Below are 17,367 nucleotides of genomic sequence, written 5' to 3'. Positions count from 1 at the left end.
CCGAGGCGGCGCTCCACGCTGCCGCCGGCCGCACGGAATGTGACGCACGACGCCGCCCTCGGCATGGCGCCGGTACCGTCCCCTGGTCTACTCTGGTGGAACCGAAGACCGCCGGTTGTCGCGCTCGACCCCGAGAGCGACCGAAGAAATCCCCTACGGGATGGCCTGCGCAGGTGAAGAAGCGACCCTCGCATGGTCGCGCTCGTCCGGCCCGCCGGTGCCCTCGTGGCAGAGCGTTCGTGCGATCGAGGCCTCGACACTTGCGTGTCGAGGCCTTTCCTGTTTCTCGGACTTCTTCACCCGGTGGCGAGAGACCTCTGGAAGGAGGGCCATGGCGAACCCCGAAAAGGTGGGCGCTGTCGCCGAGATCGCGGACCTGTTCCGTGCATCCGACGCTGCTGTCATCACCGAGTATCGCGGGCTCAGCGTGGAGGAGCTCAAGGAGCTCCGTCGCGCACTGGGCTCCGAGACGACCTACGCCGTGGTGAAGAACACGCTCACGGAGATCGCCGCCCGCGAGGCCGGCATCGACGCCTTCGATGGCACGCTCAGCGGTCCGACCGCTATCGCGTTCATCAAGGGTGAGCCGGTGGAGCCTGCGAAGGCTCTGCGTGACTTCGCCAAGACCCACGACAAGCTCGTGGTCAAGTCCGGCTACTTCGAGGGCAAGCTGCTCTCGGAACAGGACGTCCAGAAGCTCGCGGACCTCGAGTCCCGCGAGGTCCTGCTGGCCAAGGCCGCTGGCGCTATGAAGGCGTCGATGTCCAAGGCCGCCGCTACGTTCGCGGCACCGCTGTCGAAGGCAGCACGCACCGTGGACGCGCTGCGGGCAAAGCAGGAAGCCGCCTGAGCTCTCGAGCTCGCGGCTTTCGCACGCACAGCCTCAGCGCTGTCCCCGGATGCCCTGAGAAGGGCGACCGGATCGCATGACCAGGCGCGTGTGCGCCGCTCTACACCGCAGGGACGCAGGTCCCGCCTAAAGGAAGGAATGCCATCATGGCAAAGCTCAGCAAGGACGAGCTCATCGAAGCTTTCAAGGAGATGTCCCTCATCGAGCTCTCTGAGTTCGTGAAGGAGTTCGAAGAGGTCTTCGACGTCACCGCTGCCGCCCCCGTGGCCGTCGCCGCTGCCGGTGGCGCCGCCGCTGGTGCCGAGGCCGCCGAGGAGGAGGAGCAGACCGAGTTCGACGTCATCCTCGAGTCGGCCGGTTCCGCGAAGATCGCCGTCATCAAGGAGGTGCGCGGTCTGACCTCGCTCGGCCTGAAGGAGGCCAAGGCGCTCGTCGACGAGGCGCCCAAGGCTGTCCTCGAGGGTGTCAAGAAGGAAGACGCCGAGGCTGCCAAGGCCAAGCTCGAGGAGGCCGGCGCGACCGCTTCCGTCAAGTGATCTCCGGCGCCCGCCTCGGCGTGCGCCTCACCTGACGGCAGTCGCACTGCCTTCGAAGGGCCGTCCCGCATCTGCGGGGCGGCCCTTCGTCATGCCCTCTTCCCGCTGCCCAGCATGTTGTCGGGGGCGCCCGCGGAGCGCGCGATGAGGCGTGGTGACGTGGATCATCGTGGCGATGCTGGTGATGGTGGGAGTGTCGGCAGCTCTCGCGCAGGCTCCTCGGGCGCTGCGGTGGCGGGGGAGGGGCGGCGGCTCGCGCCCCGCCGCCACGAATCCGCTGAAATCGCCCCTGACGTGGCCCGACACTCCGGCCAGAGCCCTGCCTGCTTGACTCTGAGAGGATTTCCCTTCATCATTTTCGTCGTACGGAGCTGTTCCTGCCGCACGTGCCCGGTGTGCACACACCATCGGGCCGGTCGAGCCAGACGGGCAGGAAGCGACGTCAGAACCTCTGCGCCAGGCATATAGCGGCCGACGTGGATGGACCTGCCGTGTCACGGCACTTGCGTCCATCCGCGATTTTCTGTATGCTCGGTCCTTGCGCTGTGCGTCGCCCGTCGGTTCTGCCGCTCTGTCTCATCACATTGTCTGCTCCACCGCCTGACGGGCGTTCGCCGCGCCTGGGATTCCGTCATCGGCCTGTGGAAGGACCCCCTTGGCTGCCTCGAGCACCGATCGCACCACTGACATCGCAGTTCGCACTGCCTCACCCCGCGTCACCTTCGCGAAGCTCGGCGACCCGATAGAGGTCCCGGATCTGCTGAGTCTGCAGACCACCTCGTTCGATTGGTTGCTCGGCAACGACCGCTGGCAGGAGCGTGCCTCGGAGGCCGCCGCCGCCGGGCGGGAGGACGTTCCGCAGACCTCGGGTCTCGCGGACATCCTCGAGGAGATCTCCCCGATCGAGGACTTCGCCGGCAATATGTCGCTGTCCTTCCGGGATCACACCTTCGACGACCCGAAGTACACGGTCGACGAGTGCAAGGACAAGGACCTCACCTACGCCGCTCCGCTGTACGTCATCGCGGAGTTCATGAACAACGAGACCGGTGAGATCAAGACCCAGACGGTCTTCATGGGCGAGTTCCCGCTCATGACCGGCAAGGGCACCTTCATCATCAACGGCACCGAGCGTGTCGTCGTCTCGCAGCTCGTCCGCTCCCCGGGCGTGTACTTCGAGGAGTCCATCGACAAGACCAGCGACAAGCACATCTTCTCCGCGAAGATGATCCCGTCGCGTGGTGCCTGGCTCGAGTTCGAGATCGACAAGCGCGACCAGGTCGGCGTGCGCATCGACCGCAAGCGCAAGCAGTCCGTCACCACGCTGCTGCAGGCGCTGGGCCTGTCCCACTCGGACATCCTCGAGGAGTTCGGCGAGTTCGAATCGATGCGCTCCACCCTCGAGAAGGACCGCATCGCCTCCCAGGACGAGGCGCTCATCGACATCTACCGCAAGCAGCGTCCGGGCGAGCCGCCCACGCGCGATGCGGGCGAGGCGATGCTGAACAACCTCTACTTCAACTCCAAGCGCTACGACCTCGCGAAGGTCGGCCGCTACAAGATCGGCAAGAAGCTCGGCCTCGACGGCAGCCTCTCCGAGTCGACCCTGCGCCTGCAGGACATCGTCGCCACGATCAAGTACATCGTCGCCCTGCATGACGGCGTCAGCGAGTACACCAGCACCGACGGCAAGCCCGTCCGCGTGGAGACCGATGACATCGACCACTTCGGCAACCGTCGCATCCGTGCGGTCGGCGAGCTGATCCAGAACCAGGTTCGCACCGGCCTGTCCCGCATGGAGCGCGTCGTGCGCGAGCGGATGACGACCCAGGACGTCGAGGCGATCACGCCGCTGACCCTGATCAACATCCGTCCGGTCACCGCGGCGATCAAGGAGTTCTTCGGAACCTCTCAGCTGTCGCAGTTCATGGACCAGAACAACCCGCTGTCGGGCCTGACCCACAAGCGTCGCCTGTCGGCGCTGGGCCCGGGCGGCCTGTCTCGTGACCGCGCCGGCATGGAGGTCCGTGACGTCCACCCGTCGCACTACGGCCGCATGTGCCCGATCGAGACCCCTGAGGGTCCGAACATCGGTCTGATCGGCTCGCTGGCGACCTTCGCCCGCATCAACCCCTTCGGCTTCATCGAGACCCCGTACCGCAAGGTCCAGGACGGTCACGTCACCGACGAGGTCGTCTACCTCACCGCGGATGACGAGGATCGCCACATCATCGCGCAGGCCAACGCCAAGATCGATGAGAAGGGCCGCTTCCTGGAGGAAGAGGTCTTGGTGCGCCTCCCCGGAGGCGAGCCCGACCTGGTCGCCGTTGCGGACGTCGGCTACATGGACGTCTCCGCCCGGCAGATGGTCTCCGTCGCCACGGCGATGATCCCCTTCCTCGAGCACGATGACGCCAACCGTGCGCTCATGGGCTCGAACATGCAGCGCCAGGCCGTCCCGCTGCTCCGTTCCGAGATGCCGCTCGTCGGCACCGGCATGGAGCGTCGGGCCGCGGTCGACGCCGGCGATGTGATCGTCGCATCCAAGGGCGGCGTCATCGAGGAGCTCTCCGCGGACCTCGTCGTCGTGATGGCTGACGACGGCACCCGCCAGACCTACCCGATCGGGAAGTTCCAGCGCTCCAACGCCGGCAACTCCTACAACCAGCGCGTGCTGTTCGACGAGGGTGACCGCGTCGAGGCCGGCTCGATCCTGGCCGACGGTCCCTCGACCGATCAGGGCGAGCTCGCGATCGGCAAGAACCTCCTGGTCGCGTTCATGTCCTGGGAGGGCCACAACTACGAGGACGGCATCATCCTGTCCTCGCGGATGGTCCAGGACGACGTCCTCACCTCGATCCACATCGAGGAGCACGAGGTCGACGCACGCGACACCAAGCTCGGCAAGGAAGAGATCACCCGGGACATCCCGAACGTCGGCGACGACGTGCTGGCCGATCTCGACGAGCGCGGCATCATCCGCATCGGTGCCGAGGTCGAGCCGGGAGACATCCTGGTCGGCAAGGTCACCCCCAAGGGCGAGACCGAGCTGACCCCCGAGGAGCGCCTGCTGCGCGCCATCTTCGGCGAGAAGGCCCGCGAGGTGCGGGACACCTCGCTGCGCGTCCCGCACGGTGAGTCCGGAACGATCATCGGTGTCCAGGTCTTCAGCGACGAGGAGGATGGCGACATCCTCCCCACCGGCGTCAACGAGATGGTCCGCGTGTACGTGGCCCAGAAGCGCAAGATCGCCGATGGTGACAAGCTCGCCGGCCGCCACGGCAACAAGGGCGTCATCGCCAAGATCCTGCCGGTCGAGGACATGCCGTTCCTGGAGGACGGCACCCCGGTCGACATCATCCTGAACCCGATGGGCGTGCCCGGCCGAATGAACATCGGCCAGGTCATGGAGACCCACCTCGGCTGGGTCGCCAAGTCCGGCTGGGATCTGGATCCGACGGATGCCACCGCCGCTGATCTGCCCGAGGCAGCTCTGCACGGTGAGCCCGGCACCCCGGTCGCCGTCCCCGTCTTCGACGGCCTCACCGCTGACGAGGTCACCGGCCTGATCGCCAACCACCGCCCCAACCGGGACGGCGAGCGGATGGTCAAGGAGGACGGCAAGGCACGGCTGTTCGACGGCCGCTCCGGCGAGCCGTTCCCGGAGCCGGTCTCCGTGGGCTACATGTACCTGCTGAAGCTCCACCACCTGGTGGACGACAAGCTGCACGCCCGTTCCACGGGCCCGTACTCGATGATCACGCAGCAGCCGCTGGGCGGTAAGGCCCAGTTCGGCGGCCAGCGCTTCGGCGAGATGGAGGTCTGGGCCCTCGAGGCCTACGGCGCCGCCTACGCCCTGCAGGAGCTGCTGACCATCAAGTCCGATGACATCGCCGGCCGAGTGAAGGTCTACGAGGCGATCGTCAAGGGGGAGAACATCCCCGAGCCCGGCATCCCGGAGTCCTTCCGAGTGCTCCTCAAGGAGATGCAGTCGCTGTGCCTGAACGTCGAGGTCCTCTCGGCCGACGGCACGGCCCACGAGGTTCAGGAAGCCGATGAGGAGGTCTTCCGCGCGGCGGAGGAGCTCGGCATCGACCTGTCCCGCCGACCCCACGAGGGCGTCGGCTCCATCGAAGAGGTCTGAGGGGCGCGGGCTCGGGAGGCCGGGTCGCCGCGTGACGCGGCGACCGCCCCTGAGCCCCACCCTCGACCCCCGTTCCCTCAGACACCACTCTTCCGATCGAGAGAAGGACACCTGTGATCGACGTCAACACCTTTGACGAGCTGCGCATCGGCCTCGCTACGGCCGACGACATCCGCGGCTGGTCCCACGGCGAGGTCAAGAAGCCGGAGACCATCAACTACCGCACCCTGAAGCCCGAGATGGACGGCCTCTTCTGCGAGCGCATCTTCGGTCCCACCCGGGACTGGGAGTGCTACTGCGGAAAGTACAAGCGCGTCCGCTTCAAGGGCATCATCTGCGAGCGCTGCGGCGTGGAGGTCACCAAGTCCTCCGTGCGCCGTGAGCGCATGGGTCACGTGGAGCTCGCCGCTCCCGTCACCCACATCTGGTACTTCAAGGGAGTGCCGAGCCGCCTGGGCTACCTGCTGCTGGACTCGCGCCGAAGGATCTCGAGAAGATCATCTACTTCGCCGCGTACATGGTCACCGAGGTGGACGAGCAGGCCCGCCACGACGACATGCCGGACCTGCAGGCTCGCTTCGATCTCGAGGTCAAGGAGCTCCAGAACGAGCGTGACTCCGCGATCAACCAGCGCGCGCTGTCCGCCGAGAAGGATCTCGCCCAGCTCGAGGAGGAGGGTGCGAAGGCCGACGCGAAGCGCAAGGTCCGCGACTCCGGTGAGCGCGAGCAGGCCCAGATCCGCAAGAAGTACGACGCGGAGATCGACCGCATCACCCGTGTGTGGGAGCGCTTCAAGTCCCTCAAGGTCGCCGACCTCGAGGGTGACGAGCAGCTCTACCGCGCGATGAAGCTCCGCTACGGCACCTACTTCGATGGCGGTATGGGCGCCGAGGCGCTCCAGCGTCGCCTGCGCGACTTCGACCTCGAAGCCGAGTCCGTCCACCTGCGCGAGGTCATCGCCACCGGCAAGGGACAGAAGAAGGCCCGTGCGCTCAAGCGCCTCAAGGTCGTCTCCGCGTTCCTGACCACCACCAACTCGCCTGACGGCATGGTGCTGGACGCCGTCCCGGTGATCCCGCCGGACCTGCGTCCGATGGTGCAGCTGGACGGTGGCCGCTTCGCGACCTCCGACCTCAACGACCTGTACCGTCGCGTGATCAACCGCAACAACCGCCTCAAGCGGCTGCTGGATCTCGGTGCGCCCGAGATCATCGTGAACAACGAGAAGCGCATGCTGCAGGAGTCGGTCGACTCGCTGTTCGACAACGGCCGTCGCGGCCGTCCGGTCACCGGACCGGGCAACCGTCCGCTGAAGTCGCTGTCCGACATGCTCAAGGGCAAGCAGGGTCGTTTCCGTCAGAACCTGCTGGGCAAGCGCGTGGACTACTCCGCCCGCTCCGTCATCGTGAACGGCCCGCAGCTTCGTCTGCACCAGTGCGGTCTGCCCAAGGGCATGGCGCTGGAGCTGTTCAGCCCTTCGTCATGAAGCGCCTGGTCGAGCTCAGCCACGCTCAGAACGTCAAGGCCGCCAAGCGGATGGTCGAGCGTGCACGCCCCGAGGTGTGGGATGTCCTCGAAGAGGTCATCACCGAGCACCCGGTGCTGCTGAACCGTGCGCCGACGCTGCACCGTCTGGGCATCCAGGCCTTCGAGCCGCAGCTGGTGGAGGGCAAGGCCATCCACCTGCACCCGCTGGTCTGCGCCGCCTTCAACGCGGACTTCGACGGCGACCAGATGGCAGTTCACCTGCCGCTGTCGGCAGAGGCGCAGGCTGAGGCCCGCATCCTGATGCTGTCCAGCAACAACATCCTCAAGCCGTCCGACGGCCGCCCCGTGACCATGCCCGCCCAGGACATGATCATCGGCCTCTACCACCTCACCACGGTGCGCGAGGACGTCCCGGGCATCGGCCGGCAGTTCGCCTCCGAGGCCGAGGCCATCATGGCCTTCGACCGCGGCGAGCTGCACCTGAACGCCAAGGTGGACATCCGCTTCGAGGGCATCGTCCCGCCGAGCGACTGGGAGGCCCCGAGGGCTGGACCGAGGGCGACCCGATCATCCTCAGGACCACCCTGGGCTCCGTCCACTTCAACGAGACGCTGCCCGAGGACTTCCCGTTCGTGCAGGGCCAGGTCGGCAAGAAGCGTCTGGGCGAGATCGTCAACGCCCTGGCCGAGCGCTACGACAAGGGCCAGGTCGCCGCATCGCTGGACGCGCTGAAGGAGTACGGCTTCACCTGGTCGACCCGTTCGGGCGCATCCTTCGCCCTGTCGGACGTCGTGACCCCGCCGAACAAGGCGGAGATCATCGCGAAGTACGAGGTGAAGAACGCCCAGATCCAGGAGAACCGCGACCTGGGCCTGATCTCCGAGCACGAGCGCAACATGGAGCTCATCGACATCTGGACCGAGGCGACCAACGAGGTCGACCAGGCCATGCGAGAGAACTTCGAGTCGACCAACACCATCTACCGGATGGTGGACTCGGGCGCCCGAGGCAACTGGATGCAGGTCCGTCAGATCGCCGGTATGCGTGGTCTGGTGAACAACCCGAAGGGCGAGATCATCCCGCGCCCGATCCTCTCCAACTACAAGGAGGGGCTCTCGGTCCTGGAGTACTTCATCGCCTCGCACGGCTCCCGCAAGGGCCTGGCGGATACGGCGCTGAAGACCGCCCAGTCCGGTTACCTGACCCGTCGTCTGGTGGACGTCTCGCAGGATGTCATCGTCCGTGAGGACGACTGCGGCACCACCAAGGGCCTGGTCCTGCCGATCGCGGTCGAGGAGGCCGGCGAGCTGCGCACTCACGAGCACGCCGAGTCCACGGTGTACGGGCGCGTCCTGGCCACCGCGGCCATCGGTGCCGATGGCACCGAGGCGGCTCCGGCCGGCGCCGATCTCGGTGACGTGCGCATCGAGCAGCTGGTCGCTGCGGGTGTGCGCGAGGCGAAGATCCGCTCCGTGCTGACCTGTGACTCGGCTGTGGGTACCTGTGCCCAGTGCTACGGCAAGTCGCTCGCGACCGGCCAGCTGGTCGACATCGGCGAGGCCGTCGGCATCGTCGCGGCCCAGTCGATCGGTGAGCCCGGCACCCAGCTGACCATGCGTACCTTCCACTCCGGTGGTGTGGCCAGCGCCGATGGCGATATCACGCACGGTCTGCCGCGTGTGCAGGAGCTGTTCGAGGCCCGCACCCCGGCCGGCTTCGCGCCGATCTCCGAGTTCTCGGGTCGCGCCGAGATCGAGGAGAACGACAAGCAGCGCCGCATCACGGTCACGCCCGACGACGGCTCGGAGCCGGTCTCCTACACCGTCTCCAAGCGTGTGTCCCTGCTGATCGCTGATGGCGACCACGTCGAGGTCGGCCAGAAGATCACCCAGGGCTCGGTGGATCCGAAGCAGGTCCTGCGCATCCTCGGCCCGCGGGCCGTGCAGCAGCACCTGGTCGAAGAGGTGCAGAAGGTCTACATCAGCCAGGGTGTGGACATCCACGCCAAGCACATCGAGGTCATCGTGCGCCAGATGCTCCGTCGCGTGACGGTCATCGAGTCCGGTGATACCGGTCTTCTGCCCGGCGACTTCGCCGAGCGGGTGAAGTTCGAGCGGGAGAACCGTCGGGTGCTCTCCGAGGGCGGTCAGCCGGCCTCGGGTCGTCCGGAGCTGATGGGCATCACGAAGGCGTCGCTCGCGACGGAGTCGTGGCTGTCCGCGGCCTCCTTCCAGGAGACCACCCGCGTGCTCACCGAGGCCGCCCTGAACCGCAAGAGCGACCAGCTCATGGGGCTCAAGGAGAACGTCATCATCGGTAAGCTCATCCCGGCCGGCACGGGCCTGTCGCGGTTCCGCCACATCGCGGTCGAGCCCACCGAGGAGGCGAAGGCGCAGATGTACCAGGTGCCCGGTTACGACGAGCTGGACTTCTCCGGCTTCGGTCAGACCGGTGCGGTCAACCTGGATGACATCGACTACGCCGATCCGTTCCGCACGGACTTCCGGTGATCTGCCGCTGAGCAGACGCTGACAGCGGGAGCTCCGCCGCCCACGGGCGACGGGCGGAGCGACCACACGCCGCGGGGCGGTCCCACTTCGGTGGGGCCGCCCCGCGGCGTCGTCGTACCGGCACGAGGACTGCCCGCGGCGAGAGCCGGGACGAGCGCGAACTGTGGGCCACCTCGCCCGCAGGCCCCGCCCAGGCGGTCCCAGCGTGACCTGGCAGACGCCGAGGTTCACGAGAGGGTAAAGACCTCTTGGGTGCTTCCTCAAACTCTGGCCTCTGCCCTTACACAACGGCGCGAATCGGGAAAGCATGGCATCTGGCAGTTCCCGCGCGACCTTTTCTAGTGCGCCTCCCCGTGAGTGCGCGCGCGTGTCGGAGCTGCAGGCCTCGCCCCGCGGGGCCCGATGCTCAGGGAACGACACGATTCGCCGCATGCCCGCGGCAAGGAACAGGTGGAACAGTGAAGAAGAGCCCGTGGATCCTCGCGGCCGCAACCGTGTGCGTCGTCGCTGTCGGCGGTGGCGGCACCGCGTTCGCCATGTCGAACGAGGCGCAGATCAGCGTGTACGGCGAGGAGTCCTCGGTGCGCACCTTCTCGCAGCCCACCGTCGGTGACCTGCTCGCCGCCGAGGGCATCGAGGTCAAGGACACCGACCTGGTGAAGCCCGGTCTCGATGAGGCCGTCACCGACGGCATGGACATCCAGGTCGTCCAGCGCACCCCGGTCACCGTCACCATCGACGGCGTGGAGCAGGAGCTGCTGACCACCGGTGACACCGTCGCCGATGCTCTCGAGGAGACCGACTACGAGGCCGAGGGCGCCCGCATCACGCCGGAGCCCGAGGAGGCTCTCAGCGCCGCGAACGGTGAGGTCGAGATCGTCACCCGCAAGACGGTCACCTTCGCCGGTCAGTACGGCGAGGACACCTTCGAGGTCACCGCCCTGACGGTCGGCGAGGCCATGGAGAAGGTCCTCGGCAACATCGAGGACACCGACACCGCCGACGTCCCGCGCGACACCCTGCTCGAGGACGGCGTCACCCACACCGTCCAGCGCGTCCGCGAGGCGGAGCGCACCGAGACCGAGGAGATCCCGTTCGAGACGAAGACCGTCGAGGACGATGACCTGCTCGAGGGGACCACGAAGACCACGACCGAGGGCAAGGCCGGCTCCACGGAGAAGGTCATCGTCGAGACCACGGTCGACGGCGAGGTGACCGAGAGCGAGGTGATCTCGGAGGAGGTCGTCTCCGAGCCCACCGCGAAGGTCGTGGCGAAGGGCACCAAGGCTGCCCCGCAGCCGGAGCCGGAGGAGACCTCCTCGAACGAGCAGCGCTCCAGCGGCAGCAAGTCGAACCGCAGCTCGGATCGCAGCTCGTCGTCGTCCTCCTCTTCCTCGTCGGGCAACACCGGCGCTTCGGCCCCGTCCGCGCCCTCCGGTTCCGTCTGGGACCGTCTGGCCCAGTGCGAGTCCGGTGGCAACTGGTCCATCAACACCGGCAACGGCTACCACGGCGGACTGCAGTTCTCGAAGTCGACCTGGCTCGGCTACGGGGGCGGGAAGTACGCGCCGACCGCGAACCTCGCCACTCGCGAGCAGCAGATCGCCATCGCCAAGAAGACCCAGGCCTCGCAGGGCTGGGGCGCCTGGCCGTCCTGCACCTCGCAGCTCGGCATCCGCTGAGCAACCTGCTGACGCACTGACGTGCTGCTCCACCACGGGACCCCGGGCTTCGGCTTCGGGGTCCCGTCGTGGTGAGACGCGGACCGCGCGCGACGCAGGCGGCGCGTTCCAGGTCGATCCTGAGCCGGGAGCGCACCGTCCCGCACACGGAGCCGTCCGGCGGGGTCCTGATCGACGAAATAGCTTCAGAAGCGTGGCAGGCCGCTGACCTGGGGGAGCGCTGCTGGTATCCCGGGGCTTCACCGGGATGCAAGCTGCCGGTCACGTGGCGTCATGTGATCTGTGTCGGAACCCCGGAGAAGCTTTGACCGCATCGCGCGGATCTCAGTAGACTGCGTATGCGTCCGGAGTGCCCTCTGGTCGTGACCCGGGACTGATCCGTGGGCCCTCCGGGGCCGGCGGAGGATGTCCCCCGCGAGGAGCGGATCCTTGCGGTGTGCCCGAATGTGGGAACGGAGGCCATGCCCGGCCCCCTGCCCCTGGGCACCGATCACGGTCCTCCTGGACGCCCGGAAGGTGCCATCACCTGACGGGCGGGTCGAGTCGCCAAGTATCCCGGGCCATAGGGACGGCGCACACGGGTCGCCGGCCGCGCGAGCGGTCGAAGATGTTGATCCTTCGGTGCCAACAGCTCCGAGGGCTGACAAGGAAGAGAAGCTGTGCCCACTATTCAGCAGTTGGTGCGCAAGGGGAGGGACGCTCGATCGTCCTCCTCGAAGACGCCCGCGCTCCAGGGTTCGCCCCAGCGCCGCGGTGTCTGCACGCGCGTTTACACCCAGACCCCTAGGAAGCCGAACTCGGCGCTGCGCAAGATCGCACGCGTGAAGCTGTCGACCGGCGTCGAGGTCACCGCCTACATCCCCGGCGAGGGCCACAACCTCCAGGAGCACTCGATCGTGCTCGTTCGCGGCGGTCGTGTGAAGGACCTCCCCGGCGTGCGCTACAAGATCGTGCGCGGCGCTCTGGACACCCAGTCCGTCAAGGGCCGCCAGCAGGCGCGCTCCCTCTACGGCGCCAAGAAGGAGAAGAAGTAATGCCTCGTAAGGGCCCCGCTCCCAAGCGCCCGTTGGCCGTCGACCCCGTTTACGGCTCGCCGATGGTCACCCAGCTCATCAACAAGATCCTCCTCGACGGCAAGAAGACCGTCGCCGAGGGCATCGTCTACGGCGCCCTCGAGGGTGCCCGCGAGAAGAACGGCCAGGATCCGGTCGTCACCCTGAAGAAGGCTCTGGACAACATCCGTCCGAGCCTCGAGGTCCGCTCCCGCCGAGTCGGCGGCGCGACCTACCAGGTGCCGATCGAGGTCAAGCCCGGTCGTTCCACCACTCTTGCGCTGCGCTGGCTCGTCAGCTACTCCCGTGCCCGCCGCGAGAACAGCATGACCGAGCGTCTGATGAACGAGATCCTGGACGCCTCGAACGGCCTCGGCGCCGCTGTCAAGCGTCGCGAGGACACCCACAAGATGGCCGAGTCCAACCGGGCCTTCGCTCACTACCGCTGGTGAGTGCACGGTGGGGTTCGCCCTTCCGGGCGAACCCCACCTACTGTCCTTCGGCAGCTCCACCGGCATCCGTTCTCCAGAAAGGCACAAGCCCGTGGCACTTGAAGTGCTCAGCGACCTGAACAAGGTCCGCAATATCGGCATCATGGCTCACATCGATGCTGGCAAGACCACCACGACCGAGCGCATCCTCTTCTACACCGGCGTGAACTACAAGATGGGCGAGACCCACGACGGCGCCGGCACGATGGACTGGATGGAGCAGGAGAAGGAGCGCGGCATCACGATCACGTCGGCCGCGACGACCTGCTACTGGCACGACGCCCAGATCAACATCATCGACACCCCCGGTCACGTCGACTTCACCGTCGAGGTGGAGCGCTCGCTGCGCGTGCTCGACGGCGCTGTCGCAGTGTTCGACGGCAAGGAGGGCGTGGAGCCCCAGTCGGAGACCGTCTGGCGCCAGGCCGACAAGTACGAGGTCCCGCGCATCTGCTTCGTCAACAAGATGGACAAGCTCGGCGCCGACTTCTTCTTCACCGTGGGCACCATCACCGACCGCCTCGGCGCCAAGCCGCTGGTCATGCAGGTGCCGATCGGCGCGGAGAATGACTTCCGCGGCGTCGTCGACCTGGTCGAGATGAAGGCCTACGAGTGGCCGGACACGCTCGAAGAGGACATGCCGGCGATCAACTCGAAGAAGGGTGACCCCTCGCTCGGCCAGTGGCAGCGCGAGATCCCGATCCCCGAGGATCTGGCCGATGTCGTCGAGGAGTACCGCAGCAAGCTCGTCGAGGACGTCGCCGAGAGCTCCGAGGAGCTCATGGACGCCTACCTCGAAGAGGGCGACCTGACGCTCGATCAGCTCAAGGCCGGCATCCGCTCGATGACCGTCAACTCGGAGGCCTACCCGGTCTTCTGTGGCACCGCGTTCAAGAACAAGGGTATCCAGCCCGTGCTCAACGCTGTCATCGACTACCTGCCCTCGCCGCTCGACGTCCCCCGATGGTGGGCCACAAGCCGAACGACGAGTCGGTCGAGCTGACCCGCAAGCCTGACTGGGACGAGCCCTTCTCCGGCCTCGCCTTCAAGGTCGCAGCGCACCCGTTCTTCGGTTCGCTGACCTACGTGCGCGTCTACTCCGGCCAGGTGCACCAGGGCGTGCAGATCCTGAACGCCACCACCGGCAAGAAGGAGCGCGTCGGCAAGCTGTTCCAGATGCACTCCAACAAGGAGAACCCGGTGGAGGAGGCCTTCGCGGGCCACATCTACGCGTTCATCGGTCTGAAGGACACCACCACCGGTGACACCCTCACCGATCCGGCGAACCCGATCCAGCTCGAGTCCATGAGCTTCCCGGATCCGGTCATCTCGGTGGCGATCGAGCCCAAGACCAAGGGCGACCAGGAGAAGCTGGGTGTGGCCATCCAGAAGCTCGCCAAGGAGGATCCCACCTTCCAGGTCGAGCAGGACGAAGAGACCGGCCAGACCGTCATCAAGGGCATGGGCGAGCTGCACCTCGACATCCTCGTGGACCGCATGCGTCGCGAGTTCAACGTCGAGGCCAACATCGGCAAGCCGCAGGTGGCCTATCGCGAGACGATCAAGCGGACGGTGGAGAAGTTCGACTTCACCCACAAGAAGCAGACCGGTGGCTCCGGCCAGTTCGCGAAGGTCCAGCTCACCTTCGGCCCGCTGACCGACGCCGAGGAAGGCGTGTTCTACGAGTTCGAGAACAAGGTCACCGGTGGCCGCATCCCGCGCGAGTACATCCCGAGCGTGGACGCAGGCATCCAGGACGCCCTCCAGGGCGGCATCACCGCCGGCTACCCGGTCGTGAACGTGAAGGCCTCCCTGCTCGACGGCGCATTCCACGACGTCGACTCCTCGGAGATGGCCTTCAAGATCGCCGGCTCCATGGCGGCCAAGGAGGCCCTGCGCAAGGCGCAGCCGATCATCCTCGAGCCGCTCATGGACGTCGAGGTCCGTACTCCTGAGGAGTACATGGGAGATGTCATCGGCGACCTGAACTCCAGGCGAGGTCAGGTGCAGTCGATGGAGGACGCGAGCGGGGTCAAGATCGTCCGTGCTCTCGTCCCGCTGTCGGAGATGTTCGGCTACGTCGGCGACCTGCGGTCCAAGACCCAGGGTCGTGCGATGTACACGATGCAGTTCGACAGCTACGCGGAGGTCCCCGCCAGCATCGCTGAGGAGATCGTCGCGAAGACCCGGGGCGAGTGAGGAGTCGGGGGAAGCAGGTAGGCTCCTTCTCCTGTTTCCCCCACGCTCCCATCGGGGCTTCCGCCTCGTCGAGGCGGGATTCCGATCCCGATCCAGAAGTACCACGATTAGAAGTCCTAGGAGGACACCATCATGGCGAAGGCCAAGTTCGAGCGGACCAAGCCGCACGTCAACATCGGCACCATCGGTCACGTCGACCACGGCAAGACCACGCTGAGCGCTGCGATCTCGAAGGTCCTGTACGACAAGTTCCCCGAGCTCAACCAGGCGCGCGACTTCGACACGATCGATAACGCGCCCGAGGAGAAGCAGCGCGGCATCACGATCAACGTCTCGCACATCGAGTACGAGACCGACAAGCGTCACTACGCGCACGTCGACGCCCCCGGCCACGCCGACTACGTGAAGAACATGATCACCGGCGCCGCTCAGATGGACGGCGCGATCCTCGTGGTCGCCGCCACCGACGGCCCGATGGCTCAGACCCGTGAGCACGTGCTGCTCGCCAAGCAGGTCGGCGTTCCGTACCTGCTGGCAGCTCTCAACAAGTCCGACATGGTCGACGACGAGGAAATCCTCGAGCTCGTCGAGATGGAGGTCCGCGAGATGCTGGGCGCTCAGGGCTTCGATGAGGACGCACCGGTCATCCAGGTGTCCGCTCTCAAGGCGCTCGAGGGCGACGAGAAGTGGGTCAAGTCCATCGAGGAGCTCATGGACGCCGTCGACGAGTCGATCCCGGACCCGGTCCGCGACCTCGACCAGGCCTTCCTGATGCCGATCGAGGACGTCTTCACGATCCAGGGTCGTGGAACCGTCGTCACCGGCAAGGTCGACCGCGGCAAGCTGAACATCAACTCGGAGATCGAGATCGTCGGCATCCGTGAGCCGCAGAAGACGATCGTCACCGGCATCGAGATGTTCCACAAGCAGATGGACGAGGCATGGGCCGGCGAGAACTGCGGTCTGCTGCTGCGTGGCACCAAGCGTGAGGACGTCGAGCGTGGCCAGGTCGTCGTGAAGCCGGGTTCGATCACCCCGCACACCGAGTTCGAGGCGCAGGTCTACATCCTGTCCAAGGACGAGGGCGGCCGTCACAACCCGTTCTACTCGAACTACCGTCCGCAGTTCTACTTCCGGACCACCGACGTCACCGGCGTCATCACGCTGCCCGAGGGCACCGAGATGGTCATGCCCGGCGACAACACCGAGATGTCGGTCGAGCTGATCCAGCCGATCGCCATGGAGGAGGGCCTCGGCTTCGCCATCCGTGAGGGTGGCCGCACCGTGGGCTCCGGCCGCGTCACCAAGATCACCAAGTGATCTGAGCGGGGAGACCCCGCTGACGTGAGGCTCTCGCACTGCGGGCGCTGAACAGCAGAAGGGCCCCGTACCGGGTTGACCGGTACGGGGCCCTTTCGCAGCTGTGGGGAGCGGTGCGCGACCCCGGACATCGGATGGCCCCCGCATCGCACGCTCAGCGCGTCGATGCGGGGGCCATCCCATGAGCCCGCCGCGGTGTCAGCCTGTCGGCCGGTCGTCCTGGGATGCAGGCCGGTGGTCGCGCTCGTCTTCCTCCGCGATGGGCGGGCGCTGCGCAGCTCCGGCAGACGGGCCGGGGGCTCCGTAGGACCCGTAGGCGGGTGGCTCGGACGGCGTGGAGCGTGCAGGGCTGCTCTCGTGCAGCGGCGCACCGGCCGGCTTGCCGAAGCTGGGGCGCTGAGCTCGAGCCTGGTCCGGCGAGAGACTGCTGCTCGGTGCGGGCTGGCCATAGCTGGGCCGACCGGGAGCCGTCGGGGCGGGAACACCGGGCTGCGGCGACGGTGCTCCGAACTGCTGACCGCGGCTCGCCTGCGGGGCGGGGAGTGCCCGGGCATCGCTCCGGTCTCAGGCCCGACGGTGGGGACGGGGCCGGCACCCGAGTCTGCGAGGATCTGGCGCGCCTGGGCGGCGTGCTTGTGCTCGACCAGGAGCTCGTACTGCATCGGGATGGTCGACGTCATGGAGGTGAAGTCCCGCTTGCCCCCTGTCATCGCGTACCCGATCACGGTCCAGACGGTGAAGAACACCATGCCCATGAGGATGCTCGTCACCACGATCATGAAGTTCCCCGGGTTGATCAGCAGCAGGATCAGGCCGAGGAAGAGACCCATCCACAGGCCCGACAGCACGCCCTGTCCGATCACGCGCGGCCAGGTCTTGCGCCCGGTGACCCGCTCCATCAGCTTCAGGTCCGTGCCGACGATCAGAGTGCTCTGGACAGGGAAGTGGTTGTCCGCCAGGGTGTCCACGACGGACTGGACCTCCTGGTAGGTGTTGTACACCCCGAGGGAACGCGGATACTCCAGGTCGTACAGGCGCGCTGTCAGCGGCGACGCGGAGCGAGGTGACTGCATGGGCTGGCTCATGGAGCCCACG

General features: G+C 66.8%; 7 protein-coding genes and 3 pseudogenes. 9 read left to right on the top strand and 1 reads right to left on the bottom strand.

Features of this window, described 5'->3' with window-relative positions; genetic code table 11:
* Nucleotides 1-331 precede the first annotated feature (331 nt).
* The 9 genes and pseudogenes from rplJ to tuf all read left to right on the top strand — a co-directional run bounded on the left by rplJ (nt 332) and on the right by tuf (nt 16,272).
* Nucleotides 332-850, top strand: a complete 519-nt coding sequence (gene rplJ, locus H3H54_RS14015; protein ID WP_262424338.1) for a 50S ribosomal protein L10 — start codon at nt 332-334, stop codon at nt 848-850.
* Between the two features lie 146 nt (nt 851-996).
* The gene (gene rplL, locus H3H54_RS14010) at nt 997-1,386 is read left to right on the top strand and encodes a 50S ribosomal protein L7/L12 (protein WP_262424337.1); all 390 of its coding nucleotides are present in this window, start codon (nt 997-999) and stop codon (nt 1,384-1,386) included.
* A gap of 655 nt (nt 1,387-2,041) precedes the next feature.
* Nucleotides 2,042-5,530 carry a DNA-directed RNA polymerase subunit beta gene (rpoB, locus tag H3H54_RS14005; protein ID WP_262424336.1) on the top strand — a complete coding sequence of 1,163 codons (3,489 nt, stop codon included), beginning with the start codon at nt 2,042-2,044 and terminating at the stop codon, nt 5,528-5,530.
* 113 nt (nt 5,531-5,643) lie between these two features.
* Nucleotides 5,644-9,528 (top strand): annotated as a pseudogene (locus H3H54_RS14000) (DNA-directed RNA polymerase subunit beta').
* 458 nt (nt 9,529-9,986) lie between these two features.
* Nucleotides 9,987-11,210, top strand: a complete 1,224-nt coding sequence (locus tag H3H54_RS19075) for a resuscitation-promoting factor (RefSeq protein WP_316249041.1) — start codon at nt 9,987-9,989, stop codon at nt 11,208-11,210.
* Between the two features lie 659 nt (nt 11,211-11,869).
* Nucleotides 11,870-12,244 (top strand): 30S ribosomal protein S12, encoded by a 375-nt coding sequence (gene rpsL / locus H3H54_RS13985; RefSeq protein ID WP_262424335.1) that lies wholly within the window; start codon nt 11,870-11,872, stop codon nt 12,242-12,244.
* The gene (rpsG, locus tag H3H54_RS13980) at nt 12,244-12,714 is read left to right on the top strand and encodes a 30S ribosomal protein S7 (RefSeq protein ID WP_262424334.1); all 471 of its coding nucleotides are present in this window, start codon (nt 12,244-12,246) and stop codon (nt 12,712-12,714) included. Before rpsL ends, rpsG begins: the two co-directional genes overlap by 1 nt.
* A 91-nt stretch (nt 12,715-12,805) precedes the next feature.
* Nucleotides 12,806-14,952: pseudogene (gene fusA, locus H3H54_RS13975) on the top strand (elongation factor G).
* A gap of 132 nt (nt 14,953-15,084) precedes the next feature.
* The gene (gene tuf / locus H3H54_RS13970; protein WP_262424333.1) at nt 15,085-16,272 is read left to right on the top strand and encodes an elongation factor Tu; all 1,188 of its coding nucleotides are present in this window, start codon (nt 15,085-15,087) and stop codon (nt 16,270-16,272) included.
* An 848-nt stretch (nt 16,273-17,120) separates the two neighbouring features.
* Here tuf and H3H54_RS19070 read toward each other — a convergent pair.
* Nucleotides 17,121-17,345: pseudogene (locus tag H3H54_RS19070) on the bottom strand (general stress protein); the annotation flags it as partial.
* Between the last annotated feature and the right edge of the window lie 22 nt (nt 17,346-17,367).

This window comes from Brachybacterium sp. Z12 (assembly GCF_014400405.1).
GTDB lineage: Bacteria > Actinomycetota > Actinomycetes > Actinomycetales > Dermabacteraceae > Brachybacterium.
This window is presented reverse-complemented; position numbering and strand designations above follow the sequence as displayed.